Source organism: Holophagaceae bacterium (assembly GCA_016720465.1).
In the GTDB taxonomy this organism is placed as follows: domain Bacteria; phylum Acidobacteriota; class Holophagae; order Holophagales; family Holophagaceae; genus JANXPB01.
The window spans coordinates 1091817-1118741 of the sequence record JADKKO010000004.1 but is presented as its reverse complement, the minus strand read 5'-3'; the positions used below and the strand labels follow the sequence as shown (position 1 = coordinate 1118741).

The window sequence follows — 26925 nt, the reverse complement described above, 5'->3', positions numbered from 1 at the left end:
GGATCCCATGGCAACCCTCTCCACCCTCGCAGGCATCCTCGGCCTTTCCGTCGTTTCGGGAATCAACCTGTACCTCGCTGTGCTCACGGTCGGGCTGGCGGAGCGGTACCACTGGGTCTCCGGCCTTCCGCCGGAACTGCAGGTCCTGGCCCACCCGGCCGTGCTCATCGCCGCGGCCCTGCTCTTTCTCATCGAATTCTTCGCCGACAAGGTCCCCTTCGTCACCGTGGTCTGGGACGGTATCCACACCTTTGTGAGGCCCGTCGGCGGCGCGCTGCTGGCCCTTGGCGCGGCGGGCAACCTGCATCCCACCGTGCAGGTCATCGCCTTGCTGGCTGGGGGCACCATCGCCCTGGGCGCCCACGGCTCCAAGATGGGCTTCCGCCTGCTGGCCCACACCGCGCCAGAGCCAACCACCCACAGCCTGATCAGCATCGCGGAGGATGTGGGCGTCGTGGGCTTGCTGGCCTTGGCCTACAGCCATCCCTACGTGGCGCTGCCCGTGCTGGCGGCCATCATCCTGTTCACGGCTCTGATGCTGCCCCTGCTCTTCCGGGTACTGCATTTCCTGCTGGCGGGCTTCGCAGGGCGCGTCATGTCCTGGGTCCGCGGGGCTGGCCGCCACGAGGTTGCCGAATGGGCCGAGCTGGCGATCCTCGAGCTTGATCACCAGGGCAGCCAGCGTGTGGTCCGGGCCTTCGCCCGCAGGGCCAAGGGAGCCCCGCGCTTGAAGGATGGCTTCCTGGCGCACCTGGGGGGGCGCTGGCATTTCATCCATCGGGGATTATTCCGGACCAAGGCCATCGCCATGGACGAAGGCAGCATCGATCCCCTGCGGGTGTCCCGAGGCCTTATCTGGGATTCCCTGGTCTTCCTGCGGGACGGCAAGGCCCAGGTCTTCTTCCTCCCCAAGGATTGGGCGAGGACCTTCCACGGCGAGGCCGGGAACCCTCCCCGGAACCTCAAGGAGGTGTACTGACCGCAGGAAATCGAGGGGAAAAATTCTTCCATCGTCTTGCGAGGCATCCTGTTAGGTTGGAAGCATTCCATCCACAGGAGCCACCATGCCTTCCCGTCTTCTTCGATACACAGCCCTGGCGCTGGTGAGCCTCAGTGTCTTCGCGCAGACACCGGCTCCAAAACCGGCCCAGGGGCCGCAGGCGCCCGGCGGACCCAACAGCCAGGCGGCCGGACAAAGGCCCGGCGCGGCCTCCGATGCCGAACCCAAACCCTACGACAAGGTCATCACGCCGGAATTCAAGACCCAGTCGGGCCTTTTCAAGGTGCACCAGCACAAAGGAAAGATCTATTTCGAGATCCCGAAGTCTGGCCTCGGAAAAGAATTGCTGTTGGTGGCCACAGCCACGAAAACGCCCGCGGGCGTGGACCACGCCGGCAAGGAGATCAACGACGAAATTGTCCGGTGGGTGGCGCACGAGAACAAGGTCTACCTCACCCAGGTGTCCCACGCAGTGGTTTCGGATCCCTCCAAGCCCATCGCGGCAGCGGTGAACAATTCCAACCAGGACGCGATCCTCATGGGCTTTCCCGTGGAGGCCTTCGCCAAGGATGGATCGCCCGTCATCGAAGTGAGCAAACTCTTCACCAGCGAAGTGGGCGATTTCACCGCGCGAACCATCCTCAACGCCATGGCCTTGGACGCGGGCCGCAGCTACGTGGAACAGGCGAAGGCCTTCCCGGGCAATGTCCTGGTGGATTCGATCCACACCTACACCATGAGCGCCCTGCCGCCGGGAACGCCTGTCATCCCAGGGATGCCCAGCCTTCCGCCGAAAAGCGGTTCGGTGAAGGTGGCCTATTCCTTCGTCGCCCTTCCGGACACCCCCATGATGCCCCGGCTCATGGATGGCCGGGTGGGCTACTTCTCGGTCCGCAACGTGGACTATGGCCGCGACGAGCACGAAGCCAAGCGCCGCACCTACATCACGCGCTGGAAGCTTGAGAAGAAGGATCCCACTGCAGCCCTCAGCGAACCCATCAAGCCCATCGTCTGGTACATCGACAGCGCGACGCCGGCCCAGTGGGTGCCTTTCATCAAGAAGGGCGTGGAGGCCTGGAACGTGGCCTTCGAAGCCGCGGGCTTCAAGAATGCGGTGCAGGCCCGCAGCTTCCCCACCAAGGAGCAGGACCCCCAATTCGATCCGGCGGACATCCGCTATTCCGTCATCCGCTGGGTGCCTTCGCCCATCGCCAACGCCTACGGCCCGCACATCAGTGACCCGCGCAGCGGCGAGATCTTGAATGCCGACATCGTGATGTACCACAACATCCTGCAGCTCCAGCGCGATTGGTATTTCACCCAGGTGGGGCCGCTGGATCCCAGGGCTCAATCGCTGCCCCTGCCGGACGACCTCATGGGCGAACTCGTGGCCTACGTCGTCACCCACGAATGCGGCCACTCCCTGGGCTTTCCCCACAACATGAAGTCCAGTTCCGAATATCCTTTCGAAAAATCCGGGACAAGGAGTGGCTCGCCAAGATGGGGCATGTGGCGACCCTCATGGACTACTGCCGGTTCAACTACGTCGCACAGCCCGAAGACAAGATCGATCCCAAGCTGCTGATCCCGAAGATCGGCCCCTATGATATGTATGCGGTCCAGTGGGGCTACACGCCCATTCCCGGCGCCAAGACTCCCGATGATGAAACGCCCACGCTGGACACCTGGGCGCGCAGGCAGGACAGCGAGCCGTGGCTGCGCTTCTCGACCCCCGGCGCTTTCGGATCCGACCCAGGCGAGAACACCGAGGCGGTGGGCGATGCGGATGCCGTGGCCGCCACGGCGCTCGGAACGAAAAACCTCCAGCGGGTCGCAGGCATGCTGATGAAGGCTTGCGACAAACCCGGCGAGGACAATGGGACCCTCAGCCATCTCTACACCGCCACCTGGGGCCAGTGGACCCGCGAGCTGAACCATGTGGCGGCCATCGTGGGCGGCTACGACGCCCAGACCAAGCACGGCGGGCAATCGGGCGCGGTCTTCACACCGGTTTCCAAAACCCGCCAGCAACTGGCGGTGAAATACTTGAACGGCGCCATCCTCCAGACGCCCGACTGGTTGCTCAAGCCCGAAATCCTGAGCCGCCTTGAACCCAACAGCGGTTCCGCGCGGCTCCTGGCCGCGCAGAAAAGCGTGTTGCGGAACCTGCTGGACCGCAGCCGGCTGGGCCGGCTTCAGGAGCAGGAATCCGCGCTGGGGGACAAGGCCTACAGGCTTGGCGAACTGCTGGCCGATATCCGCAGCGGCGCGTTCACGGAGCTGTCTTCCCCCGCGCCCAAGATCGATGGGCATCGCCGGGATCTGCAGCGGGCCTACCTCGAGCTGCTGAACGAACGCCTGAACCAGCCGGCGCCTGCGCCCCTTAGTTTCCCCGGCCTCGCCATCCCGGCTCCCAATGCCCTGGACGACCAGCGCGGAGCTATCCGCGCGGAGCTGAAGTCGCTGCAGTCGCAGCTTTCAGCCAAGCTGCCTTCGGCCAAGGGCGCATCAAGGGCGCATCTTGAAGACCTGAAAGACCAGATCGCCAGGATCCTCGATCCCAAATTTGCTGCCCCCGGCCCGGCCAGCGCGGCCGCCGCCGGCCGAGCGCGCGCCACCGAGGAGGAAGGCTGCTGGCCGGAAATTGGCGAGGCCTTCGACCACTGACCCGGAACACCGATCAAGGGCGCGCTTCCACCCGCGCCCTTGATCACCGCCCGGCCGACGGGCGATTCCCAGGGGAGATCCTAAGGCACCACATGGATGACGCCCGTCATCCCGAATCCGCAGTGGGGGGAGCAATAGAACGGCACGTCTCCCACGGCCATCGGCGTGTAGGTCAACTCGTATCCCGCGCTCCGGATGCCGGAGTCCAGCACGCCGCTGGGCGAGCATGGATTTCCGATCACCATGCTGTGCCCGCTGCTGGACCAATGGAAGGTGACCGTGGTCCCCACCTGGACCGTGAGCGAATCGGGTGAAAAGACGAGCCCGCCCTGCCCGACCTTGATCGTGTTGGGATCAGGGATGGCCTGGGCAGTGATCGCCAGGGTATGGGCGGCGTCCATGGTGACGGTGCCCGCGGCCGCCACGGGACTGCCGTCCAGCCGCACGACCAGGTTGTTGAAGCCAGCCTGGGCCGTGTAGCTGTAGGGCACCACGCTCCCTTGGGTGAAAGGGCTCCCGGCGGCCGGGGTCCCGGTCGCTCCAGTGCCGAGATTCACGGTGAGCGTATGGAGCGTGGGCGCCACCGCGCTGAAATTGGCGGTGATTCCATAATCCTGGGTCACATTGCTGAGGGCGAGGGGATTGGCGCTGGTGGCCGTGAAGCCGTTCCCGGTCCAGTTGACGAAGGAGAAGCCAGCATCGGGAGCCGCGGTGACCGGCGCGGTGCTGCCACCATGGGGCACTACCTGGCTGGTCGTACCCGTGATGTTCCCCCCCGCTCCGGCTGTGAAGGTGACGGTGCGTTGAATCGCTGAAGCGGTGGCCGCAAGGGTATGGGCGCCATCCATGTTGACTGTGCCGGCCGAGGCCACCGGGTTTCCATCCAGCGCTACCTGGAGATTCGTGAATCCAGGCTGGGCGCTGTAGGCGTAGTTCACAGAAGTGCCGACGGCATGGGCTGCGGTGGTCGCGGGCGTTCCGGTGGTGCCTGTCCCCAGATTCACCGTGAGCGTCACGGAGGGCACATTCACCAGAAGGGTCGCGCTATTGCTGGTGGCCGACCCCACTGCGTTCGAAGCCACACAGCGGAATTGGAGATTGTTCATGGAATTGAGCGTGGGTCCGGTCTGAAAGGCCGCGCCGGTGGCTCCGGCCTGATCCGCCCACGAAGCGCCATTGGAGCTGGACTGCCATTGGTAGGTGGCCGCCGGGTTGGCCTCCGCCAGGACAGTGAAGGTGGCCGCAGCCGGCGAACTGACGGACTGGGAGGCCGGCTGCAGCGTGAAAGTGGGAACCCATTGGACCGCGAGGGGCGCGGAGTTCGATGTGGCCGTCCCCGCGACATTGGTGGCCTTGGTCCGGAACTGGGCGGCGTGGTCCGCCTTGGCTGGAGTGAAGCTATAGGAAGCGCTGGTGGCGCCGCCGATGCTGGTCCAGTTGTTGCCGTCGCTGCTGCGTTCCCATTGAAAGGCCGGAGCCGGGTTGCCGGATGCGGCAGCAATGAAATTGGCGGCCTGCCCCAGGGTGACGGTCAGGCCCGAAGGCTGGCCCGTGATGGCCGGTGCGACATTCGTGTTCCCGCCGCCGCTGGGCGGCAGCGTGTTCCCACCGCCTCCTCCGCCACAAGCCAGAGATAAAGCGAAGGCGAACCCCGCGAGCACCAAGGCAGGAACTTTGGGATGGTTGATGTTCACTTCCATCACGACCTCCTAGGGGTCTCGGGGAATGACCAGCGCTGGTTCAATGACGGCTGCGCCCGGGCGGCCGATGCCGCCTGGGAATTAGGTGAGCCGGACCTGGGCGCCCACCACTTTCCCCGTGTCCACGACGAGGAATCCATTGGCATCCGTCGTGACCTCAAAGTGGTTGAGCGGCAAGGGGGCAGGCCCCTGGACCACGGCTCCGTTGAGGTCGTATTGGCTGCCATGGCAGGGGCAGGGGAAGACGTTGCCATTCCACCCGTTCACCGTGCACCCCATGTGGGTGCAGATGGCGGTCATGGCATAGATGCCGCCCGCATCCCTGGCCAGCCAGAAATTCCCGAGGCTCCGGTAGTCGCGTACGGTTCCCGTCGGTTGAGTCAGGAAGACCGCCTTCGTGTCCGTGGTGGTCTTCTGGGTTCCTCCACCGGGGGGCGGGGGGGGCGTGCTCCCTGCGCCGCCGCCTCCTCCTCCGCAGGCCAAGGCCGTGGCGGCCACAGCACCAGCGCAAAAGGTGCGGCGATCCAACGGAATTTCAGCTTCTTGCTTGCTCATGGAGTCTCCTTGTTGGTTGGGGCAGTCCTAACGATGAAGACTTCATGGAGCATGAAAAGGTCCGGTCCGAAGATACGGACCCCTCCGGTCCACCCCAGTCACTTGACCGGTTCAGGAGATCGGGGAATGGTGGAAAACGGAACCCTGCAACCTCAACCAAAGGATCGCTATGGCGCAATGGGACTTGGCCATCCAGTTGGACCGGGAACGGGAGGAAACCCTCTACCTCCAGATTGCCTCCGCGATCCAGGACGGTATCCGGAAAGGCCGGTTCCGCCCAGGCGATGCCCTTCCTGGGACGCGGGCGCTGGCGGAATTACTGGGTGTGAACCGCAATACCGCCCTTACCGCCTACCGCGAATTGTCAGCGGAGGGCTGGGTGGTCAGCGAACCGGACCGCGGCACCTTCGTAGCGGCCAACCCGCCCGTGGATCTGGAGCAGACTTCCACCATCGCCGCCGTGGACTCGGGCTCCTGGACCAGCCCCACCCCCATGACCGAACCCTTCTTCCAGCCTCCGGCCATCGACCGCGATGGCTTCCAGCTCCTGCCGGATCTCTCGGATGTGCGGCTGGCTCCCACCGGCAGCATCCATAGGGCCTATGGCCGGGTGCTGCGCCTCCAACAGCAGCGCGCCCTGCAGCCGAGCTGGGACCCGCGGGGCCACCTGCAACTGCGCACCTCGCTCTGCCAGATGCTGCGCGACCTGCGCGGAATCAACCTGGAGCCGGGAAATCTGGTGCTCACCCGGGGGCTCATGGGCACCCTGCACCTGGCCTCGAAAGGCCTCTTCGCTTCGGGGGACGCGGTGATCGTGGAATCGCCCGGAGCCTTCCGGCTGGTGGAATCCTTCCGCTCCGCCGGCGCCCGCCTGATGTCTGTGCCAGTGGATTCGGGCGGCATGGACCTGGATGCGTTGGAGGATTTGCTCAAGCGCGAAACCGTGCGGCTCATCTGCGTGAGCGCCAGCCCCCAATATCCGACCCATGCCGTCATGGGCCCCGAGAACCGGCGGCGGCTCCTGGGGCTCGCCAGGGCCCATGGAGCCCGGATCCTGGAACTGGATCTCAGCCTCGGTTTTCACACGGAAAACGCGCCAGCTCCGGCGCTCGCGAGCGAGGACACCGAAGGCCTGGTCTTCTATGCGGCCACCCTGGACCAGATCCTCGCGCCGGGCCTGCAGGTGGGTTTCATCGCGGGACCGAGCCCTGAAATCAAGACCATGGCCAAGTACCGCCAGCTCATCGACTGGCCCGGCAACCAGCTCCACGAAGCCGCACTGGAAGAACTGTTCAGGGACGGGGAGATCCAGCGGCACCTGCGCCGGATCCGCCGGATGACCGACGAGCGCCGCGAAACCATGGTGGACCGCCTGCTGCTCCATTTGCATCCCTTCGTCCGCGTCGAGGACCCCCGCGAGGGCCTCTCGCTCTGGGTGAACGTGCGGGAGCCGCACCTGCTGGACGCCTGGGCGGACCGCTGCGCCACCAAGGGTGTCGTCTTCTACACAGGCCAGCTATACGAGTTCCATCACCAGCCCCTGCCCTTCATCTGCATGGGCTTCGCCGCCCACGACCTGGAAGAGCAGAACCAGGCCTGCGAGCGCATGGCCGAGGCCCTCAAGGAAGTCCGGGCGAGAAAGCCGTGACCTCTGGCCGGACTTTCGAGCGAGTGAACCCGATCTCCCACCCGTCGGACCCGGCCCCGGGGAAAGCCGCGCGGTTCCTCGCTCCCGCCTTGATCCTCGGAGCGATCTGCCTGGCCTACCTGAATGCCTTTCCGGGCGCTTTCCAGTTCGATGATTTCAACGTCATCGTGGACAACGGCCGGGTGCACAGCCTGGCCGCCTGGGCCGGGGATCTCCGCGGCATCCGCCCGCTGTTGAAGCTCACCTACACGCTGAACTGGATGGCGGGGCCTGGACCCTGGGGCTTCCATCTGGTGAACCTGGCCATCCATGGCGCCAACGGACTGCTGGCTTGCACGGTGCTGAAGCGGTTCGCGCCGGGCAATCCCGGCGCTGGATGGATCGCCCTCGCCGCGACCCTGCTCTTCGCCTTGCATCCTGCCCAGACCGAGGCCGTCACCTACATCTGCGGGCGCTCCACCTCGCTGATGGCGCTGTTCTACCTCGCGAGCCTGGTGGCCTTCATCCAAGGCAAGGAACAAGGCTCAAGGGCGTGGAATCTCTTGTCCGTGCTGTTCTTCCTGCTGGCCTGCCTCGCAAAGGAGACCGCGCTCACCCTGCCCTTCGCCCTGCTCCTTTGGGAGCGCGCCGCTGGGCCCTGGAGGGGCCTGAAACCGGCCCTCCGCACGACTTCGCTGCATTGGCTCCTATTCGGGGCGCTCGGCCTCGGCGTCACGCTCCATCCCGCGCAACGGATGCTGCTCGCTGCCGGTTTCGCCACCCGCAGCATCCCCATTAACCTGCTGAACCAGGTCCAGGCCCAGGGCTATCTTCTCGGAACCTGGTGCTGGCCGGCTCACTTGAACATCGATCCCTTTCTGCCCGAGCGCGCGCAATTGGCCTGGGGGATCGCAGGCCAGGCCGCCTTGCTCGTGGGCCTGCTCGGGATGGGGATTTTTTCGCTTCGCTCCAGGCCCTGGCTGGGATTCGGATTGTTGTGGTTCTTCCTGCACCTGGTCCCCACCAACTCATTCATCCCCCGTTTCGATCTGGTGAACGAGCGGCAGCTCTATCTGCCGAGCCTGGGCCTCGCCTTCGCCCTCGCCACCGCTGCCCGGGAAGGAATCCGCAGGTTCAATGTGGATGCGAGGTTCGCCACATCCTGTTTCCTGTTGCTGGCCTTGTGCCTTGGTGTCCGCACCGCCGTCCGGAACCGCGATTACCAGAGCGAAATCACCCTCTGGCGTAGCAGCCTCCGTGTATCGCCGCAGAACCCCCGGGCCCACAACAACCTGGGTTACGCCCATCTGGTCCAAGGCGAGGCCGCGGAGGCCCGGAAGGCCTTTGAAGCCGCGCTGGCGCTGAATCCAGACTATGCCCTGGCCAGGGCCAACCTCGATTCGCTCACCCGTTAGGTCCGCGGAATTTTGGGGATCGCATGGACGCGAAAGAAAAACGCCTGCTGAGGTGCGGAGAAACAAGGGGGGTTCGCAGTTCAAGCAACCTGGCTCGGTTGCCGGGGCAATATCCGGCTCCGGCCTCCTAAACCGGATGGACCAAGATCCCGTAGATCAGAAAACAGCAACTGAAAAACGAGGGGAAACCATGCCTTCACTCCAGAAGAGCGCAAGAACCGCAGGATGGCTGTATCTGGTGCTTGTGATCCTCGGTCTGGTGAATTTGATCTACATTCCCAGCAAGCTGATCGTACGGGGAAACGCCGCGGCGACGGCCCAGAAGATCCTGGAATCCGAGCCGCTCTTCCGGTTCAGCATCGCGAGCGGGGTCGTTTCCCTGGTGGTTTTCCTCTTCCTCGCCCTGGCTCTCTACCGCCTGTTCAAGGAGATCGACCAGCCGCTCGCGATGCTCATGGTGATCCTGGTGCTGGTCCAGATCCCCATCGGTTTCGTGGACGAAGTGAACCAGCTCGCAGTCCTTGTGCTGTTGCGCGGCGCGGATTTCCTGTCGGTGTTCGACCAGCCGCATCGGGAAGCCCTGGCGATGCTGTTCCTCAAGCTGAGCGGCCAGATGACGATCGTCACCGAGATCTTTTGGGGGCTCTGGCTTTTCCCCCTCGGATGGCTGGTCTTCCGTTCGGGATTTCTTCCCCGCTTCCTGGGCGTATGGCTGATCATCAATGGCGTCGCCTACGTTGCCACGAGCTTCGTCGGGATGCTTAGCCCGCAGCACATGGAGTTCGTCTCCAAGATCACCTTCCCTGCCCTCCTCGGGGAGCTCGCCTTCATGCTCTGGCTGGTGCTCCGAGGGGCCAGGCCGAAGCAACCGGCCGAACCCTCCTTGGCCTGATCGAGGAATGTACCGCAAGGACCGATGCTGGCCCACGATCTTGAGCCGAAGGAACCGATGGACAACCAAAGAGCCCCGATCGGGGCCCTTTATGGCGATGAAGGCGTTGGAGGCTACTGCTTGGTCTTCTGCCCCATCAGATTTAGCGCGGACCCGGCCTTGAACCACTCGATCTGGCCCTGGTTGAAGGTGTGGTTGAGCGTGATTTTATCTTCCGACCCATCTTTGTGCTTGGCGACCAAGGTGAGCGGCACGCCGGGCGTGAAGGTGGTAAGGCCCAGGATGCTGAGCCGGTCGTCTTCCTGGATCTTGTCGTAATCGCTTGGCGTGGCGAAGGTGAGGGGCAACATGCCCTGCTTCTTGAGATTCGTTTCGTGGATGCGGGCGAAGCTCTTCACTAGAATGGCGCGGCCACCCAGGAACCGGGGCTCCATGGCGGCGTGCTCACGGCTCGATCCCTCGCCGTAGTTCTCGTCGCCCACCACCATCCAGCCTTGGCCTGCGGCCTTGTAGGCCCGGGCCGTGGCCGGCACGGCGCCGTACTCGCCCGTGAGCTGGTTCTTCACCGTGTTGGCGAGCCCATTGGTGAAATTGATGGCGCCGATGAGCAGGTTGTTGGAGATGTTGTCGAGATGGCCGCGGAATTTCAGCCAGGGGCCAGCCATGGAAATGTGATCCGTCGTGCACTTGCCCTTGGCCTTGATGAGCAGCTGCAGATCCAGCAGATCCGCGCCTTCCCAAGCCTTGAAGGGCGCCAGCAATTGCAGGCGGTCGCTGGCGGGGGCTACCACCACGGAGACCTTGGAACCATCAGCGGCGGGGGCCTGGTAGGTATTCGCGCCGGGATCGAAGGCTCGGCGCGGGAGTTGGTCGCCTGAGGGCGCATTCAACTTAAATGCGGTCCCATCAGCGCCCTTGAGCTCGTCGGTCATGGGATTGAAGGTCAGGCGGCCCGCGATGGCCAAGGCCGTGACGATCTCCGGCGATGCGACGAAGGCGTGGGTTTCGGGGTTGCTGTCATTGCGGGCGACGAAGTTGCGGTTGAAGCTCGTGATGATGGAATTCTTGTCGCCCTTTTGAATATCGTGGCGCTTCCACTGGCCGATGCAGGGGCCGCAGGCGTTTGCCATCACCACGCCGCCGACGGCCGTGAAGGTGGCCATCTGGCCATCGCGCTGGATGGTGGCGCGGATCTGCTCGGAACCCGGGGAAATGGTGAATTCGCTTTTGGCCTTGAGGCCGTGGTCCAGGGCCTGCTTCGCCACGCTGGCGGCCCGCTCCATGTCCTCATAGCTGGAGTTGGTGCAGGAGCCGATGAGCCCGACTTTCAGCTCTTCGGGATAGCCTTTTTCGCGCACCGCGCCGGCGAATTTGGAAAGCGGCCAGGCGAGATCCGGCGTGAAGGGGCCGTTGATGTGGGGCTCCAGGGTGTCCAGGTCGATCTCGACGAGCTGGTCGTATTCAGCACCTTCGTCGGCCCTCAGGTTTTCTGCGAAGCCTTCGGCCAGTTCGGCGATGGCCACGCGGCTGGTGGCCCGGAGGTACCTGGACATGCTGTGGTTGAAGGGGAACAGGCTGGTCGTGGCGCCAATCTCCGCGCCCATGTTGCAGATGGTGCCCATGCCCGTGCAGGAGATGGAATCCACGCCGGGACCGAAATACTCGACGATGGCGCCGGTGCCGCCCTTGACGGTGAGGATGCCGGCAAGCTTCAGGATCACATCCTTCGGAGAGGTCCAGCCATTCAGCTTGCCGGTCAGCTTCACGCCGATCAGTTTTGGCGCCTTGAGTTCCCAGGAAAGGCCCGCCATCACATCCACGGCGTCCGCGCCGCCGACGCCGATGGCGACCATGCCCAGGCCGCCGGCATTGGGCGTGTGGGAATCGGTGCCGATCATCATGCCGCCCGGGAAAGCGTAGTTCTCCAGCACCACCTGGTGGATGATGCCGCTGCCGGGTTTCCAGAATCCCAGGCCGAACTTGTTGCAGACGCTCGCCAGGAAGTCGTAGACCTCCTTGTTGTCGTTGTTGGCTTTGGCCAGGTCGGTGTCGCTGCCCAGTTCCGCCTGGATCAAGTGGTCGCAGTGGACGGTGGAGGGAACCGCGGCCTGGGGCAGGCCCGAGCTCATGAACTGGAGCAGCGCCATCTGGGCCGTGGCATCCTGCATGGCCACGCGGTCGGGACGAAGATCCAGATAGGACTTGCCCCGCGCGATCTCCTGCTCCGCGGCGTTGTCCAGATGGCCGTAGACGATCTTTTCAGCCAGGGAAAGGGGCCGGTTCAGGCGCTGGCACACCACCTTCAGGTTGGCTTCCATCTTCGCGTAGACGGAACGGACGAATTCGGGGCTGGATTCGATGCGGGCCATGCGGGTCTCCAAATGAGCCAAAACACCAGTTTATCTCTGCCGCAGCCAACGCCTTTGGAAACTTGCTGAGACATCGGGCACAACCCGCTTCGGGGGGCCCTGACCAGGGGGCGGATATTCATGCTCTAGGCGCTTTTCCTCAGTTTTCCGAGCAGCCGCAGCAGGCCGTCCAGGATCGTGAGCGGATGCGGCGGACAGCCTGGGATGAAGAGATCCACGGGGACCACCGAAGCGGCTCCGCCAAGCTGTTCGGAGTGCGAACGGAAGGGGCCGCCACTGATGGCGCAGGCGCCCACCGCGATGACCAGCTTCGGCGCAGGGACCGCATCGTAGGTGATCCGGAGGGCCTCCTCCATGTTCTGGCTGACGGGGCCGCAGATGAGCAGGCCGTCCGCGTGCCGCGGCGACGCCACATAGCTGATGCCGAAGCGCGATAGGTCCCACGCGATGGTCCCGAGCACGTTCACGTCCACCTCGCAGCCATTGCAGCCGCCGGCGCTGACCACCCGGAGCTTCAAGGAACGGCCGAACACGCGCATCAGCTCAGCGTCCAGCTTTTTCGCCAATCGGTACTCCGCCTTGTTGTCCGCCATGAGATCTTCCCGGGAGCGCGTGGCCAAGCGGTGGTCCCCGGAGTAGTGGATGGCTCCCTTGGGGCAGGCCGACTCGCACTCGGGGCAGAACAGGCACTTGCCGAGATCGATGGCGGGAACCCCTTCGCGGAGCGCGATGGCCTCGGTGGGGCAGACCTCGACGCAGAGCCGGCAGTCCTCCATGGCCCCGTCGTTCGACGTGTTGGCGCATTTGGACGCATCGACAATGGGCCGCCCCCGGAAGCGCTCCGGCAACGCCGGCAGTTCCCTGGGATAAGGAAGGGTGCGGTGGCCCTGGCGCAGGCGGGACAACAGGATGTGGATCATGGGCGTCTCACAAATCGTGGCCGCAGTAGGACAGGTTGAAACTCTTGTTGCAGAGGGGAAAATCGGAAATCTGCTCCCCTCGCATCGCAAGGGCCAAGCCGAACCAATTGTGGAAGGAGGGATCCACGATCTTGTAGCGGGCGAAGCGGCCGATGGAATCCGTCACGGCCAGGTGTAGGACTTCCCCCCTCCAGCCTTCGGTGAGCGAAACGCAAAGGCTGTCCGGCGCCAGGGCCCCCAGGGGCGGAGGCGCCGCATCTGGCGGCGTCGAAGCCAGGCCTTGGAGCGCTTCGGAAAGGAAGCGGTGGCTTTCCATCAACTCGAGCCAGCGGACCCAGGCGCGGGAGTGGACGTTGCCGCTCTCCGCCAGGGAAGGCGCAATGGGATGCTCCGCGTAGGGACCGAAGGGATGGTCCTTGCGCACGTCCAGCCCGATGCCGCAGGCCCGCGCCGCGACGCCCACCAGGCCGATTTCGCGGGCCTGCGATTCATCCACATGGCCCGCCGCTTCAAAGCGGTTCATGACCGAGGCGGCTCCCCACAGGAGCGCGATGGCGTCCTGCGTGTCGGCCCAGGCCTTGGCCAGCCGGGGCATCAACCGCGTGGCGAGGTCTGGTTCAAGCTCCTGGCGAAGCCCGCCGGGCCTCAGCCAGTCCCGCCCCAGCCGGCTCCCGCAGACCTCGGCGCTCAGATTCAACCAGTCTCCGCGGATGCGCCCGCAGAAGGATGAAGTGGGAAGGAAGCCCACATCCCCGGCCAGGGCGCCGAGATCCCCCACGTGGTTCGCCATGCGCTCCAGCTCCAAGGCCACGCCCCGGACCCACTCCGAACGCGTTGGCACTTGGCTCCCGGCCAGGCCTTCCAGGTTCCGGCAAAAGGCCCAGGCATGGGCGATGGTTGCGTCGCCGGAAACGGTTTCCGCGTGTTTCAAGCTGAGGGGATGGGGCCCGCCCGCCATCGCCTTTTCGATGCCGCGATGCTGGAAGCCCAAGGCGATCTCAAGGTGCAGCACAGTCTCGCCATGGCACTGGAAGCGGAAGTGGCCGGGCTCGATGACGCCCGCATGGACTGGCCCCACCGCCACTTCGTGGACCTCCTCGCCGCTCACGGCGAAAAAGTCCATCACCGCAGGCGCCGGCTTGGAGCTGCGTCCCCAGGCATCGCGCCCGTCCGCCCAGGACGGGTGAAAGCGCACAGGCTTGAACCAGGGATGCCCCTCCGGCACGATGCCGAACTGTTCGGCCATCTCGCGCTCGAAGAGGTGGGCCTGGATGCATTGGGTCGTGATCGAGGGGTAGCGCGCCTGGGCCAGGCGGGTCCGGCCGATGCGAAGCTGCTTGGCGGCATCATCCGCCAGCACCGCAAACAGGCGCAGCTCGGCATCCGCGCACAGGCAGGCGAGGCGTTGGCCGTCGTGGACTCCCTGGATGATCGCCTGCCGGAAATCCTCCAGGCCCGATTCCGGGATGGCCGACAACGGGAGGGCCTGGCCGTTGAGGACGGGAAGGAAGGCCGATCCGCTCATGGCCGGCCTCCCGCCACTGCGCGGGGCGCCTGCTCCCGCTCGGCGGGGCCTCCCACCATCGTCGCGGCGCCATTGAGCATGTCCTGGAGCGGGCGGGGCAGCCAGAGTCCCATCACCAGGGCCAGGGTGAGCGCCGCGATCATGGGGGCCGTGGTGGCGAAGGTGTCCTTGTACGGGGTGCGCACGCGCTGGGCGCTGGGCGTTCCGAAGATCACCTTGACCACCGTGTCGCTCATGCCCAGGAAGATGGCCCCGAGCAGCACCAGGAAAGCCGTTCCGACCCACACATGGCCGGTGGTGAGCGCCGAATAGGCGATGTTGAACTCGCTGATGAAGGGCGCGAAGGGCGGCGTGCCCGTGATGGCCAGGAACCCCAGCAGGAACAGCCATCCCGATACGGGTGTGCGCCTGATGGCGCCGGTGACGTAGGGCAGCTGTTTGCTCGCATAACTTCGGTGGATGTTGCCCGCGGAGAGAAACAGGACGCTCTTCACCAAGGCATTCGCGGCCAGGTGGTAGAGCGCGAATTTAGCCGCATTGCCGCCGATCCCGATGCCTAGGACGAGGATCCCCATGTGCTCCACGCTGGAGTAGGCGAGCAGGCGCTTGAAATCGAGCTGCCGCACCATGAAGACCATGGCCCAGGCCATCGAGAGCAAACCGAACCCCACCAGGAGTTCGTTGGCGAACTGGGCCTCCCCCGCGGCGGACACCACCGCGTAGAGCCGGAGCAAGGCCAGGAAAGCGCAGCTGGTGACGCCGCCCGCGAGCAGGGCGCCCACGATGCCGGGCGTCTCGCCGTAGGCATCCGGCTTCCAGGTATGCATGGGCGCAAGCCCCATCTTGGTGCCGTAGCCCACCAGGGTGAGCACGAAGCCCGCCCTCAGCCAGGGTCTCGAAAGCAGGGCCGATTCATGCATCAAGCGGCCGTACAAGAGCGGCTCCTCGACCCCGCCCATGCTGGCTGCGTACGCGAAGAAAAGGGTGCCGAGCAATGCGAGCGCGATGCCGACCGATCCGATCAACAGGTATTTCCAGGTCGCTTCCAGGGAATGGCGGTTGTGGTTGAAGTAGATCAGCGGCGCCGTCGCCAGGGTGGTGGTCTCGATGGCCACCCAGGTGAGACCGGGATGCTGCGATTGGGCCAGCAGCGAGGCCAGCCCCAGAAAACTCAACAGGCTGCCGGTGAAGATCCGGCCGTCCCGGTCAGGCCTCAGGGCCAGGTAGGCGGGGGCATAGAGCGCGCAGACCAGGAAGAGCACGCTGATCACCAGCAGCACCCATCCGCCCAATGCGTCCAATCCCAGCCAGGCACCCGCGGGCAGCATTCCCCAGCCCCCCAGCGCGGCCAGCAGGCCCACGAGGTGCAGGATGGCGGTGGTGGCCAGGATGCGCACGCGCCACATGGGCGAGGGAATCGCAAAGGCGACTCCGGCCGCGAGAAGAGGAAGGACGATCAGATACCAAGCCATCCGTCAGTCCTTGAGCTCGGCGAGCTGCCGCGTGTCCATGGAATCGAAGGCCACGCTGATGTGGTTGATGACGATCCCCATGACGAAAATGCCGACGAAGAGGTCCAGCAGGACGCCGGTTTCCACCAGGATCGGCATGTCCTCGATCAGCATCAGGCCGAACAGGTAGATGCCGTTCTCGAGCACCAGGTAGCCGACCACCTGCGTGATGGCCTTGCGCCTGGACACCAGCAGCAGAAAGCCCGTGAAGAGCGTGGCCAGCGCCGCCGGAACGAAGAGCGCGAAAGGTCCGCCGGGTTTCAGGGGAAGGTTGTGGGCCAGCACGATGCTCATCCCCGTGCCCAAGGCGCAAAGCATCAGGGAGACCGTGTAGCCGATGTAGGGATGGACCTCCCGGTGGATGTGCACCTTCTGCAAAGCCCTGCGGAGCAGGAAGGGGATGAACCAGCCCTTCACCACCACCGCCGCGGCGGACATGAGCAGGATGTGGATATGGAAGCCCTGGCCCAAGGTCAGCGGCAGCAGGCCCAGCAGGACGCCCTGGAAGGCCGCCACCTGGATGGATTTTTGGATCCGGCTGGTGGCCACCAGCGTGAAATTGGTGAGCACGGTCAGGGTGATCAGGATGTCGTGCAGCATGGCAGGCTCCTACACCAGCATCAGCAGGAAAGCGAAGGCCGTCGCCAGCACGCCGGCCACGAGGAACTGGGGCACCTTGGTCATGCGGAACCGCGCCATGACGCTTTCCGCGAAGCCCACGCCCACAGCCAGGACGCCGAGGGCCAGGTAGAACTCCAGCCAATCCAACCAAGGGATTCCCGTTCCGCGGCTGGATCGGCCCCACCAGCAGCGCGCCGAGCACGAGCAGTTTCAGGCTCGCGCCATAGAGCGCCAGTGCGAAGGGCCGTCCCGAGTGGTCCAGCACCATCACCTCGTGGATCATCGTCAATTCCAGGTGCGTGTTGGGATCATCCACCGGAATCCTGGAATTTTCCGCCATATAGACGATGGCCCAGCCCGCCAGCACCAGGACCAGCGGCCCCGAGAACTTGAACAGCGGGCCCGAGTGGGCCAGCATGTCCGAGAGGGACAGGCTGCCGGTGGATTTCGCCAGGGCCGCGAAGCCAAGGAACAGCGCGGGTTCCGCCAGCGCCGCGAAGGTCACTTCGCGCGCGGCCCCCATGCCTTCGAAGCTCGAACCCGTGTCGAGCGCCGAGATCACCGTGAGGAAACGGGCCAGGCCGAAGAGGTAGGCGAACAGGATGACGTCGCCCTGGAAGCGCAGGGGTGCGTGTGCATGGCCGAAGGGAACGAGCATCGCCGCCACCAGGCCCACCGCCACGGCCCCCACGGGTCCGGCCAGGAATACCCAGGTGGTGGTGCGGCTGAAGACCGCCTGTTTCCGGGAGAGCTTGGCCAGGTCGTAGTAGAGCTGAAGCACCGGCGGGCCGCTGCGGCCGGCCATGAGGGCCTTCACTTTATTGATGAGGCCGGGGATGAGCGGCGGAAGCAGCAGCGCCGTGAGGATGTGCAGGAGCACTTGGAGCGTGTGGGCGAACAGGGATTCAGGCATGGTTCAGACCACCATCCAGACCAGTAGCACAAGCAGCGTTAGAAGGACGTACAACAGGTAGATTGACATGTGCCCGGCCTGCAGGAACCGCAGGCCGGACAGCAGAAAGGCAGACCCGCTGAGTCCGGGTCCGGCGACTCGGTCCAGCACGGGATCAGGCAGATGGGTCTCGAAACGGCGCGGAAAGGGAAAGAATCCGCGGACCCGGCCGCCCACTGTTTTTGGCCAGAGGACCCAGCTCATTCCCTGCACCAGGCCATCGGAGAACGAGGACGCCGTGTATTGCATCCGCGCATTCGGCGCTGCGTAGCCGCAACCCCAGGTTGGCTGCCGCCTTGGTTGTGGTTCCGGAGCAGCCCATTTCCAAAGGATGAACCCGAGGACGAGCAGAGGGATGGCCAGGAAGGACAACCAGGAGAGTCCCGCGAGGCTGCCCAGGGCGGGAAGTGGCTGCGCCTCTCCCGCCAGCATGGAAAGCACCCGGTCCAGGGGCCCGGCGATGAACGCCGGCGCGAGGCCCAGGCCCACGCAGGCGGCGGCCAGGAAACCCATGGGCGCGAGCATGGCCGGGGGGGACTCCCTGGCCTGGGCTGCCTCCTCGCTGCGGGGCTCGCCCTGGAACACGATGCCGTAGGCCTTGGCGAAGCAAGCCAGGGCCAGCGCCCCGATGATCGAAAGCGCCCCCAGTGTGATGAGGGAGAAGCCCCAACGGGCCTGCGCCAATCCCCGGAAAGCCGCCAGGTAGATCAACCACTCGCTCACGAAGCCATTGAGGGGCGGGAGCCCGCAGATCGCCCAGGCCCCCGCCAGGAAAGCGGCCGCGGTCCTGGGCATCGAACGCCCGAGCCCGCCCATGCGTTCCAGGTCCCGGGTGCCGGTCGCATGCACCACCGACCCCGCGGCCAGGAAGAGCAGGCCCTTGAACAGGCTGTGGTTCAGCGTATGAAGCAGGGCCCCGGCGAAACCAAGCACTTGCAGCGCCGGATGGCCGGAGCTCTTGCCGATGAATCCAAGCCCGAGGCCAAGGAGGATGATTCCGATGTTTTCGATGGAATGGTAGGCGAGCAGCCGCTTCAGATCGTGCTGTCCCAGGGCCAGCGCCACGCCCATGATCCCTGAGACAGCGCCCAGGGCCACGAGGGTCCCGCCCCACCAGACCGGGGGATCCGGCACCCAGGAGGCCAGGCGGATGAAGCCCAGGATGCCCATCTTGATCAGGACCCCGGACATTAGGGAAGAGACATGGGAGGGGGCCGCCGCATGGGCCGGCGGCAGCCAGAAATGGAGGGGCAGCGCGCCGGCCTTGAATCCGAATCCGAGCAGGAACAGCGCGAACATGGCCGTGCCCTTGCCGCTCGAGGCGAACCCATGCGGCAGCCGGTGGAGTTCAAAGCCGCCGATGGCCCCGGCCATGACCGCGAAGGCGCCCAGCAGGAGCAGGGTCCCGGTGTGCGTGCAGGTCAGGTAGATCCAGGCGGCCCGCCGGGTTTCGGGTTCCCGGTCTTCGGTCATCACCAGAAGGAAGGCCAGGAGCGCCATGCCTTCCCAGGCCAATAGGAACACGAAGGTGTGGACCGAACCCACCAACAACGCCAGGGAGGCAGCCAAAAGGCCGAGGAACAACCTCACCTTGGAGGCTCCCTCCTGATGCTCCCCCCAGTAGCCGATTCCATAGATCGAGGCGCTCAGGGAGACCAGGAGCACCGGCACCAGGAAGAAGGCCGCGATGGGGTCGAAGGCCAGCAGGCCCCAGGAGATCAGCGAGGTTCCAGGCAACGCGAGCTTCGAGTCCGCCCCTCCGAACAGCAGCCAGGCCGAGGCGGAGATGCCGAGCAGCGCCGCAACGCCCATGAGCGCCGCGGCGCTCCGGGCCCCGTGCTTCGGGTCGAACAGTCCCGGCACGCCGGACAGCGCCGCGAACAGGATCGCCGAGAGATAGAGGGTCATGCGGACCACCCGGACAGCGCTTGCAACCAGGGTCTGGCCAGCATCCAGAGGAAGACGCCCAGGAGCGCGAGCAGGACATACAGCAGGTAGATCGTCAGAAAGCCCGGTTGGAGCCTCCGAAACCACAGTGCCCGGGCGGCCAACCGCTCCACCCTGGATTCAAGAAACCCGAGTCCGGCCGAATCCGTAAGCTCCAGATGCAACCTCGAGGGCGTCGGGAAAACGGCTTTCAGCCGCCGCATCCTGATGCGCCGTCCAGGCAGGAGTTTCGCCCACCCATCGGAAAAGGAATCCGCGGAATATTGCATCCGGGCGGATGGAGCCGCATACCCGCACCCCCAGGTCGGCAGATCCAGCGCCGGCCCTGGTCCCGGAACAATGGCTGGACGGCGCGCCCAGGCCCAGGCCAGGCCGCCAAGAACGAGCAAGGCCGCGCCGAATCCGCCGATCATCCGAAGCTCAAGACCAAGGCTCGAAGTGAGCAGGCCCGGCGTTCCAGGCGCCAGAACCGCCACCATCCGGTCGAGGGCGGGAAGCAGCCACGCGCTGCCAAGGCCCAGGGCGAGGCAAAGCGATGCCAGCACGCCCATGGGGACCAGCATGGAAGGGCGGGGATCATGGGCGTGCTCGCCCAGGGCGCTGCGCGGCGAGCCCAGGAAGACGAACCCGAAGAATTTCGCGAAGGCCACCGCGGCGAGCCCCCCTGCGAGGGCGAGCGCCGGAAGCGCCAGGCCCGCGGACCAGGGATACCCCCTCAGCAGCGCGGCGAAGAAGCCGCGGTACAGCACCCATTCGCTGACGAAAGCCCCGAAGGGAGGCAAGGCGGCCACGGCCAGCGCGCCCGCGAAGGACCACCGGGCGGTGTCCGGCATCCGCGCAGCCAGGCCGCCGAGCCGCTCCATGTCCCTGGTTCCGGTGGCGTGCAGCACGCAGCCCGCGGAAAAAAACAGGAGGCTTTTGAAGGCCGCGTGGTTCCAGACATGCAACAGGGCCGATCCGAACCCCAGCGCCGTCAGCCAGGAATCATGGGTGGCCCGGCCCGTGAGTCCGAGCCCGATTCCCATGCCGATCACCCCGATGTTTTCGATGCTCGAGTAGGCGAGCAGGCGTTTGAAATCCCGCTCGGCCAGGGCGTAGAACACACCGTATAGGGCGGTGGCGGCCCCCAGCAGCAGCAGCACCCCGCCGACGCCGGCGGGGATCCAGGGCAGGAGGCCCGAAATCCTCAGGACCCCGTAGATGCCTGTTTTCAACATCACCGCGGAAAGGATGGCGGAAACATGGCTGGGCGCTCCTGCGTGGGCCGCGGGCAACCAGAAATGAAAGGGGATCCACCCGGCCTTGAATCCGAATCCCAGCACCGCCAGGACCAGGATCCCCGTGTCGAGGGCCGGGGAAGCCACCCCCCCCGGGACCAGGTCCCAGTGCCATCCCCCGCTGCGCCGGGCCAGCAGGATCACCATGGCGATCAGGATCATGGTGCCCAGATGGGTCGCCACCAGGTACACCCAGGCCCCCCGCCGGACTTTCGCATCTTCGTGGTCCGTTCCGACGAGGAAGAAGGCCGCAACCGCCATGATTTCCCAGGCCAGAAGGAAGAAGATCCCCTGGCGCGCAAGGAACACCAGGCTCATGGCGGCCGCCAACAACGAAAAGAAGAAGCGAAGGGACCGTCCGGCGCCCTTGGGCGCGTCCAGGGGCCAATAGGAGGAGCCGTACAGGGCGCCCAGACCGGCCACCAGGTGAAGCGGCAGCAGGAAGGCCGCGGAAAGCGCGTCCATGGCCACATGCGCGGGAAAGCCAGCGAAAGAAAAGGCCAGGGTGCCGCCGCCTTGAATGAGACATGAGACAGCGCCCACGAGACCGAGCGCCGAGCCCAGCAGACTCAAAGGCAAGGAGGCCCGCTCGCTCGGGCGTCCCAGCACGGCAAGACCGGAAGCCAACCAGAGCGCAGCACCCAAGAGAACCAAATGCAGGGCCAACATGCGTTCCCCCAGTCTAGGGGGGCTTTCCCCCGGGATCATTAGGAAATATTCACGCCGGGCCGGTGGGCCTGGGATCCTCCCTTGGCCGGTCGCGCATCCGTGATAGGCTTATCGGTTCCGACCACCTTGAGGGGGGTTCCCATGGGGATCTTTGAGGGCCAATTACGCGTGGACAAGGGCGATCGCTTCGCCCTGGTGGCTGCACGCTGGAACGATTTCATCGTGGACCGCCTCATCGGCGGCGCCACGGATTGCCTCCTCCGCCACGGAGGCTCTGAATCCCAATTCGATCTCATCAAGGTGCCCGGTTGCTTCGAGCTGCCCCAGATGGCGCTGCTGGCCGCGAAATCGGGCAAGTACACAGGGATCCTGGTGCTGGGCTGCGTCATCCGCGGCGGCACGCCCCATTTCGAGCTGATCGCCGCTGAAGTCACCAAGGGCACGGCCCAGGTGGCCATGCAGACCGGCGTCCCGACAGTATTTGGCGTCCTCACGGTGGACAGCGTGGACCAGGCCATCGAGCGGGCCGGCACCAAGATGGGCAACAAGGGCTGGGAAGCCGCTTCGGCCCTCATCGAGCTGGCGGATCTCAACCGCGCCTTCGGGAAGAAACGCTGATGGGCGTTCGCCGCCGGGGCCGAGAATACGCCCTGCAAATGCTCTACGCCATGGATATGAATGGCTACCTGCCGGACCAGGTCTTCGCTGGCTTCTCCGCCATCCAGGATCTCAACCGGGACGCCTTCTATTACGCGCGGAGGCTCGTGGACGGCGTCCACGGACAGCTCGAGGAGATCGATGCGGTGCTCCAGCGCTATGCCGAGCACTGGAAGATCCACCGCATGGCCGTGGTGGACCGGAACCTGCTGCGGCTCAGCCTCTACGAACTGATGTACCTGAAAGAAGTGCCCTTCCCCATCGTCATCAACGAGGCCCTGGAGATCATCAAGGAATTCAGCGACCAGGAAGGAACCCAGTTCCTCAACGGCATCCTGGACGCCGCGCGCAAGGAATTCCGGGGCTCGGAAAATGAAACACCGCGCCGGCACGGAAAATCACCAGCGGCTGCACCACCACCCAAGCCTGAACCGCCCGAACCTGCGTAGCAGAATCGCCTGCGCTATGCTCGATGGCTTTCCCGCCAACCCGAATGTCCCGTCCAGCAGTCCTTCCCCCGGAGACCCCACGCATGAGTACCCGGAAAAAAGCCAACGCCCCCCAAGCTCCCGCCGCCGCCCGCGCCGCCGCCAAGACCGGCAAGCCTTCCGCCGCCCAGGGCGCGGCCCCGTCGAAATCCGGCGGATCCACCTACTTGAGCCTGGATGAGATCAAGTCCCTGATCGCGCTGGTGGGCAAGGAACCTTTCCAGGAGTTCGAATTCGAAGCGGGCGACATGAAATTCCGCATCCGGAAAGACAGCATCCATGCCCCGGCCCCCCAGGTGACGTATGCGAACGCCCCGGCCGCCTCCTCCTTCGGTTCACCCGTGGGCCACCTGCTGGCCCAGGCGCCGCCTCCAGCCACCCTGGCGGTGGCCCCGGCCGCCGCGCCCGAGCCCGGCATTCCCATGGACGACCCGGACCTGCACTACATCACCAGCCCCATCGTGGGCACCTTCTACCGGTCCGCCAATCCCAAAGCCGCCGCCTTCGTGAGCATCGGCGACAAAGTGAGGCCCGGCCAGACCCTGTGCATCGTCGAAGCCATGAAGCTCATGAACGAGATCGAATGCGACATCACCGGGGAGATCGTCAAGGTGCTCGTGGAAAACGGCCAGCCCGTGGAATATGGCGAGCGCCTGTTCGCCGCGCGCGTGGGTTGATCCATGACCGCCGCCATCAAGCGCAAGGCCCTGAAGGTATCGGCTCCCCACGCCGAGGAGCCGCCCTTCAAGAAAGTGCTCATCGCCAACCGCGGTGAAATCGCGCTGCGGGTGATCCTGGCCTGCAAGGAGCTGGGCATCCAGACCGTGGCGGTCTATTCCGAGGCCGACCGCAATTCCCTGCACGTCCGTTTCGCCGACGAGGAAGTCTGCATCGGCCCTGCGCCCAGCGCCAAGTCCTACCTGAACATCCCCCAGGTCATCGCCGCCGCCGAAGTCACCGGGGCCGAGGCCATCCATCCGGGCTACGGATTCCTGAGCGAGAACGCCTATTTCGTGGAAGTCTGCCAGGCCTGTGGCATCAACTTCATCGGCCCGAACCCCGAGATCATCCGCAAAATGGGCAACAAGGCCCAGGCCAAGGCCACCATGCAGGAGGCCGGCATCCCGCTGATGCCCGGCAGCGATGGCCTGGTGGAAACCGTGGACGAAGCCCTGGCCAATGCCGAAAAGATAGGCTATCCCGTCATCGTCAAGGCCTCGGCCGGCGGCGGCGGGCGCGGCATGCGCATCTGCAACAGCGCCGAAGAACTGCCGGAGCTGTACCACACGGCCCGCAGCGAGGCGAAGATCGCCTTCGGCGACGACGCCGTGTACATGGAAAAGTACCTGCTGGAGCCCCGCCACATCGAGGTCCAGATCATGGGCGACCTCTACGGCAACATCGTGCACCTGGGCGAGCGCGAATGCTCCATCCAGCGCCGCCACCAGAAACTCATCGAAGAAAGCCCCAGCGGAGCCATCTCCGCCGACCTGCGCCAGCGCATCTGCGACACCGCCGTGAAGGCAGCCAGGGCCGTGGGCTACTACAACGCGGGCACCGTGGAATTCCTCCTGGACAAGCGCGGCGACTTCTTCTTCATGGAGATGAACACCCGCGTGCAGGTCGAACACCCCGTGACGGAGATGGTGACCGGCATCGACATCGTGAAAGAGCAGCTGCGCATCGCCGCCGGCCAGAAGCTGACCTTCACCCAGGATGACGTGGTGCAGCGCGGCCACGCCATCGAGTGCCGCATCAACGCCGAGGATCCGTGGAAATTCACCCCCTGCCCCGGCCGCATCACCGCCCTCAATTTCCCCGGCGGCCCCGGCATCCGCGTGGACACGGCGATGTACCAGGACGCGGTCATCCCGCCCACCTACGATTCCATGGTGGCCAAGCTCATCGCCTATGGGAACAGCCGCACCGAGGCCCTGTCCCGCATGCGCCGCGCCCTGGACACCCTGGTCATCGAAGGCGTCAAGACCACCGCGCCGCTCCACCGCAAGATCATGGACCATCCCGATTTCATCTCCGGGGGCTTCAGCACCAAGTGGATGGAGACCTTCATGGCGGAGATCGAAGCGGAGCTGTAGCGCGGGCGGGAGGATCCAGGAAGGCGAGGTCTGAATGCCCCAATCCATGGGCGGGATGCGCGTCGAAGCCAACCTTGGCGATTCGGAAATCACGCTTCGTTTCGCCTCGCGGGAAGCCCTTGAAGGCTTCTTCAAGGATGCCCTCGACCGCCAGGCCTTCCTCCTCCGGCTCGATCAGGCGCCCGAGCCCTTCGCCACCTTCGCCTTCACCGCCGGGCTGGAGGGTGGGCGAGGCCTGCGCTTTCACGCGACGCCGGTCCAGACCTTCCCGAGCGGGGCCGAATTCGAAGCCGCCTTCCAATTCGCGGATTGGAGCGGAACCCAAGACCAGCAATTGGAATCCATGCTGGGACAATCCGGCCTGGATGAACCCCAGGACAAGGCCAGTTCAGCCCCGGTGGAGGCCGGGGAATACCTGGGCACCTCTCCCATCTTCCGCATCCGGGAACTGGACGTCCCCCAGCGCGTCCAGTTGGCGCTGAAGGCCGACCGGGGGGAGCGTGTGATCCTGAGCCGCGACACCATGGCGCCCGTCCTGCTCAACCTCCTTTCCAACCCCCAATTGGATTCTGAAAACGTGTTGGCCATCGCCAAATCCCCCTACGCATCCCCGGACATCCTGCAGCGGATCGCTTCGGACCGGCGCTGGCTGGCCAGCGCCGATATCCGCATCGCCCTGGTGCGCAATCCGAAAACCCCCACGCCCGTGGCCCAGCGCCTGCTGGAAACCCTTCCGCTGGCCGAACTGCGCACCCTCGCCAAGGTGGGCAACAGCAAGGAGGACCTGAGGCGCTTGGCCCTGGGGCTGGTGATGAAGGCCCACAGTTCCCGCTGACCTGATCCTGTGGGGATTCCTGCGGCCACGGCTCCCGCCATCGGGGTTACCCTTCGACCATGCCCGAAGCGTCGGCCACAGCCCTGCGTTCCAAGCTCCTGGACAGCCTGGTCTGGATAGGCGTGCTGCTGGTCTGGGCACTCTTTTTGCTCGCGATGGCGCTCTGGGAGCTGGTGGGCTGGTTCCGGGGTTATGCGGGGCGGCGCCGGCGGCGGCGCCTGGCCTTGCTCCTGCCCCTGCTGGCGGTCGCAACGCTGGCCTGGAAAGTGGCGCCGGTCCTCTGGGCCCGCTTCGTGCTCCTGGACAAGGCAGCCTTCGCCGCACGGAGATCCGAAGGAATGGAAGCGACCCAGGTGGAAGCGGATCTCCGCGCCGAAGCCCTTCGCCTGGGACTCTCGGGCATCCAGCTTCAGGATGGGGCCATCGAGGTGGAGATGTTCGAAGAAGAAGGCGCCCGGCGTTGCCGGGTGCGCCTTAAATTCACACAGGAGGTGCGACTGCTGCGATGGACCTGGGTCGTGCCGGTCCGTGGAAGCGTGGACGAGTCCATCCTTCCCAGACCCGCTAAGCCTTGGAGCGAGGAAAACCTGGTGCGTTGAGGCGGCGCGGCAGAAGTCCGAGAGTCGAGAAGTCAAGAAGTCGAAAAGTCGAAAAGTCGAGGCGTAAAAACGTGCGAAAGTGCGGAGAGCTTGCTTCGGGTACCACCTTTGCACCACCCCAGTTAAACTGAATCCGTGCCGCTTTAGCTCAGTTGGTAGAGCACCTGATTTGTAATCAGGATGTCGCTGGTTCGATCCCGGCAAGCGGCTCCAAATTATTGGCCCGAAGGGCCCTCCAAACCCCCGCTTGACGGGAGCGGACCAGCGATCGGCATGGCGGCCCGCAAGCCGTAGCGAAGAGCGCGCAGCGATCGCAGCGTTAAGCGGCGGGGCCAGCCAGGCCGCGCCCCGGAGGGGTCGGTTCGATCCCGGTAAGCGGCTCCAAACCCAGCGCGGGTTTACGGTCGCACTGTTGTTTTGAAAAACGAGATGGGTTCGCATCGGGCTCGCATTGGCCCCGGATGAATCGGTCCAAAGAAGGCAGTGATCCATGACATCGGCGCCCTTTTCATCGATTGCTGGCGGGTTCAGACTTCTATCCTCGGCGTTGATTTTCGGTTCCAGGAATATAATGTGGCGTCCCCGCGCCATGCCCTCTTCCTG

The 26925-nt window shown here is 65.1% G+C and carries 21 protein-coding genes, 1 tRNA gene and 1 pseudogene; 13 read left to right on the top strand and 10 right to left on the bottom strand.

Going from position 1 to position 26925, the window contains the following annotated elements; genetic code table 11:
• The first annotated feature begins 7 nt into the window (after positions 1 to 7).
• From IPQ13_12305 to IPQ13_12295, 3 genes are all read left to right on the top strand, one after another.
• Entirely contained in the window at positions 8 to 979 is a 972-nt protein-coding gene (locus tag IPQ13_12305; protein MBL0211672.1) for a DUF4126 domain-containing protein, read from the top strand.
• 85 nt (positions 980 to 1064) lie between these two features.
• On the top strand, positions 1065 to 2585 hold the full coding sequence (locus IPQ13_12300; protein ID MBL0211671.1) for a DUF5117 domain-containing protein: 1521 nt from the start codon (positions 1065 to 1067) through the stop codon (positions 2583 to 2585).
• Positions 2501 to 3667 (top strand): zinc-dependent metalloprotease, encoded by a 1167-nt coding sequence (locus IPQ13_12295; GenBank protein MBL0211670.1) that lies wholly within the window; start codon positions 2501 to 2503, stop codon positions 3665 to 3667. The genes IPQ13_12300 and IPQ13_12295 overlap by 85 nt, the downstream gene beginning before the upstream one ends.
• Positions 3668 to 3747: 80 nt before the next feature.
• Here IPQ13_12295 and IPQ13_12290 read toward each other — a convergent pair whose 3' ends face one another.
• Both IPQ13_12290 and IPQ13_12285 read right to left on the bottom strand, forming a co-directional pair.
• Positions 3748 to 5367: a hypothetical protein gene (locus IPQ13_12290; GenBank protein MBL0211669.1), complete on the bottom strand. Its 1620-nt coding sequence runs from the start codon at positions 5365 to 5367 to the stop codon at positions 3748 to 3750.
• A gap of 81 nt (positions 5368 to 5448) precedes the next feature.
• Entirely contained in the window at positions 5449 to 5922 is a 474-nt protein-coding gene (locus tag IPQ13_12285; protein MBL0211668.1) for a Rieske (2Fe-2S) protein, read from the bottom strand.
• Positions 5923 to 6091: 169 nt separating this feature from the next.
• Here IPQ13_12285 and IPQ13_12280 point away from each other — a divergent pair, with 169 nt between their 5' ends.
• The 3 genes from IPQ13_12280 to IPQ13_12270 all read left to right on the top strand — a co-directional run bounded on the left by IPQ13_12280 (position 6092) and on the right by IPQ13_12270 (position 9856).
• Positions 6092 to 7570 carry a PLP-dependent aminotransferase family protein gene (locus IPQ13_12280; protein ID MBL0211667.1) on the top strand — a complete coding sequence of 493 codons (1479 nt, stop codon included), beginning with the start codon at positions 6092 to 6094 and terminating at the stop codon, positions 7568 to 7570.
• Between the two features lie 23 nt (positions 7571 to 7593).
• Entirely contained in the window at positions 7594 to 8964 is a 1371-nt protein-coding gene (locus tag IPQ13_12275) for a tetratricopeptide repeat protein (GenBank protein ID MBL0211666.1), read from the top strand.
• Positions 8965 to 9154: 190 nt separating this feature from the next.
• Complete coding sequence (locus IPQ13_12270; protein ID MBL0211665.1) at positions 9155 to 9856, top strand: DUF4386 domain-containing protein; 702 nt, start codon at positions 9155 to 9157, stop codon at positions 9854 to 9856.
• A gap of 113 nt (positions 9857 to 9969) precedes the next feature.
• On the opposite strand, the gene IPQ13_12265 is transcribed toward IPQ13_12270, so the two are convergent.
• From IPQ13_12265 to IPQ13_12230, 8 genes and pseudogenes are all read right to left on the bottom strand, one after another.
• Complete coding sequence (locus IPQ13_12265) at positions 9970 to 12225, bottom strand: aconitate hydratase (protein MBL0211664.1); 2256 nt, start codon at positions 12223 to 12225, stop codon at positions 9970 to 9972.
• Positions 12226 to 12350: 125 nt separating this feature from the next.
• Positions 12351 to 13145, bottom strand: a complete 795-nt coding sequence (nuoB, locus tag IPQ13_12260) for an NADH-quinone oxidoreductase subunit NuoB (protein ID MBL0211663.1) — start codon at positions 13143 to 13145, stop codon at positions 12351 to 12353.
• Between the two features lie 7 nt (positions 13146 to 13152).
• The gene (locus IPQ13_12255) at positions 13153 to 14670 is read right to left on the bottom strand and encodes an NADH-quinone oxidoreductase subunit C (protein ID MBL0211662.1); all 1518 of its coding nucleotides are present in this window, start codon (positions 14668 to 14670) and stop codon (positions 13153 to 13155) included.
• Positions 14667 to 16142, bottom strand: coding sequence for a hydrogenase (locus IPQ13_12250; protein MBL0211661.1), 1476 nt, complete (start codon positions 16140 to 16142; stop codon positions 14667 to 14669). The genes IPQ13_12255 and IPQ13_12250 overlap by 4 nt, the downstream gene beginning before the upstream one ends.
• Positions 16143 to 16145: 3 nt before the next feature.
• Complete coding sequence (locus IPQ13_12245; protein MBL0211660.1) at positions 16146 to 16781, bottom strand: hydrogenase; 636 nt, start codon at positions 16779 to 16781, stop codon at positions 16146 to 16148.
• Between the two features lie 9 nt (positions 16782 to 16790).
• Positions 16791 to 17715, bottom strand: a pseudogene (locus IPQ13_12240) (NADH-quinone oxidoreductase subunit H).
• 3 nt (positions 17716 to 17718) lie between these two features.
• Entirely contained in the window at positions 17719 to 19662 is a 1944-nt protein-coding gene (locus IPQ13_12235) for a hypothetical protein (GenBank protein ID MBL0211659.1), read from the bottom strand.
• Positions 19659 to 21647, bottom strand: a complete 1989-nt coding sequence (locus tag IPQ13_12230) for a hypothetical protein (protein ID MBL0211658.1) — start codon at positions 21645 to 21647, stop codon at positions 19659 to 19661. Before IPQ13_12230 ends, IPQ13_12235 begins: the two co-directional genes overlap by 4 nt.
• 141 nt (positions 21648 to 21788) lie before the next feature.
• On the opposite strand from IPQ13_12230, the gene IPQ13_12225 reads away from it, so the two are divergent.
• From IPQ13_12225 to IPQ13_12195, 7 genes are all read left to right on the top strand, one after another.
• Positions 21789 to 22265, top strand: a complete 477-nt coding sequence (locus IPQ13_12225) for a 6,7-dimethyl-8-ribityllumazine synthase (protein ID MBL0211657.1) — start codon at positions 21789 to 21791, stop codon at positions 22263 to 22265.
• Positions 22265 to 22753, top strand: a complete 489-nt coding sequence (nusB, locus tag IPQ13_12220; GenBank protein ID MBL0211656.1) for a transcription antitermination factor NusB — start codon at positions 22265 to 22267, stop codon at positions 22751 to 22753. The genes IPQ13_12225 and nusB overlap by 1 nt, the downstream gene beginning before the upstream one ends.
• 83 nt (positions 22754 to 22836) lie before the next feature.
• A complete protein-coding gene (gene accB, locus IPQ13_12215; protein MBL0211655.1) occupies positions 22837 to 23469 on the top strand; it encodes an acetyl-CoA carboxylase biotin carboxyl carrier protein in 633 nt (210 codons plus the stop codon).
• Positions 23470 to 23472: 3 nt separating this feature from the next.
• Positions 23473 to 24888 carry an acetyl-CoA carboxylase biotin carboxylase subunit gene (accC, locus tag IPQ13_12210; protein ID MBL0211654.1) on the top strand — a complete coding sequence of 472 codons (1416 nt, stop codon included), beginning with the start codon at positions 23473 to 23475 and terminating at the stop codon, positions 24886 to 24888.
• Between the two features lie 34 nt (positions 24889 to 24922).
• A complete protein-coding gene (locus tag IPQ13_12205) occupies positions 24923 to 25723 on the top strand; it encodes a hypothetical protein (protein ID MBL0211653.1) in 801 nt (266 codons plus the stop codon).
• Between the two features lie 59 nt (positions 25724 to 25782).
• The gene (locus IPQ13_12200) at positions 25783 to 26322 is read left to right on the top strand and encodes a hypothetical protein (GenBank protein MBL0211652.1); all 540 of its coding nucleotides are present in this window, start codon (positions 25783 to 25785) and stop codon (positions 26320 to 26322) included.
• Positions 26323 to 26459: 137 nt separating this feature from the next.
• Positions 26460 to 26535 (top strand) — tRNA-Thr (locus IPQ13_12195).
• The last annotated feature ends 390 nt before the right edge of the window (positions 26536 to 26925 follow it).

Excerpts from the sequence above, each read along its gene's own strand:
- IPQ13_12235 (MBL0211659.1), bottom strand. The coding sequence starts at position 19,662 with ATGACCCTCTATCTCTCGGCGATCCTGTTCGCGGCGCTGTCCGGCGTG.
- IPQ13_12205 (MBL0211653.1), top strand. The coding sequence starts at position 24,923 with ATGCCCCAATCCATGGGCGGGATGCGCGTCGAAGCCAACCTTGGCGAT.
- IPQ13_12230 (MBL0211658.1), bottom strand. The coding sequence starts at position 21,647 with ATGTTGGCCCTGCATTTGGTTCTCTTGGGTGCTGCGCTCTGGTTGGCT.
- IPQ13_12255 (MBL0211662.1), bottom strand. The coding sequence starts at position 14,670 with ATGAGCGGATCGGCCTTCCTTCCCGTCCTCAACGGCCAGGCCCTCCCG.
- IPQ13_12305 (MBL0211672.1), top strand. The coding sequence starts at position 8 with ATGGCAACCCTCTCCACCCTCGCAGGCATCCTCGGCCTTTCCGTCGTT.
- IPQ13_12225 (MBL0211657.1), top strand. The coding sequence starts at position 21,789 with ATGGGGATCTTTGAGGGCCAATTACGCGTGGACAAGGGCGATCGCTTC.
- IPQ13_12285 (MBL0211668.1), bottom strand. The coding sequence starts at position 5,922 with ATGAGCAAGCAAGAAGCTGAAATTCCGTTGGATCGCCGCACCTTTTGC.
- IPQ13_12250 (MBL0211661.1), bottom strand. The coding sequence starts at position 16,142 with ATGGCTTGGTATCTGATCGTCCTTCCTCTTCTCGCGGCCGGAGTCGCC.
- IPQ13_12295 (MBL0211670.1), top strand. The coding sequence starts at position 2,501 with ATGGGGCATGTGGCGACCCTCATGGACTACTGCCGGTTCAACTACGTC.
- IPQ13_12270 (MBL0211665.1), top strand. The coding sequence starts at position 9,155 with ATGCCTTCACTCCAGAAGAGCGCAAGAACCGCAGGATGGCTGTATCTG.
- nuoB (MBL0211663.1), bottom strand. The coding sequence starts at position 13,145 with ATGATCCACATCCTGTTGTCCCGCCTGCGCCAGGGCCACCGCACCCTT.
- IPQ13_12290 (MBL0211669.1), bottom strand. The coding sequence starts at position 5,367 with ATGGAAGTGAACATCAACCATCCCAAAGTTCCTGCCTTGGTGCTCGCG.
- IPQ13_12300 (MBL0211671.1), top strand. The coding sequence starts at position 1,065 with ATGCCTTCCCGTCTTCTTCGATACACAGCCCTGGCGCTGGTGAGCCTC.
- IPQ13_12280 (MBL0211667.1), top strand. The coding sequence starts at position 6,092 with ATGGCGCAATGGGACTTGGCCATCCAGTTGGACCGGGAACGGGAGGAA.
- nusB (MBL0211656.1), top strand. The coding sequence starts at position 22,265 with ATGGGCGTTCGCCGCCGGGGCCGAGAATACGCCCTGCAAATGCTCTAC.
- IPQ13_12245 (MBL0211660.1), bottom strand. The coding sequence starts at position 16,781 with ATGCTGCACGACATCCTGATCACCCTGACCGTGCTCACCAATTTCACG.
- IPQ13_12200 (MBL0211652.1), top strand. The coding sequence starts at position 25,783 with ATGCCCGAAGCGTCGGCCACAGCCCTGCGTTCCAAGCTCCTGGACAGC.
- accC (MBL0211654.1), top strand. The coding sequence starts at position 23,473 with ATGACCGCCGCCATCAAGCGCAAGGCCCTGAAGGTATCGGCTCCCCAC.
- accB (MBL0211655.1), top strand. The coding sequence starts at position 22,837 with ATGAGTACCCGGAAAAAAGCCAACGCCCCCCAAGCTCCCGCCGCCGCC.
- IPQ13_12265 (MBL0211664.1), bottom strand. The coding sequence starts at position 12,225 with ATGGCCCGCATCGAATCCAGCCCCGAATTCGTCCGTTCCGTCTACGCG.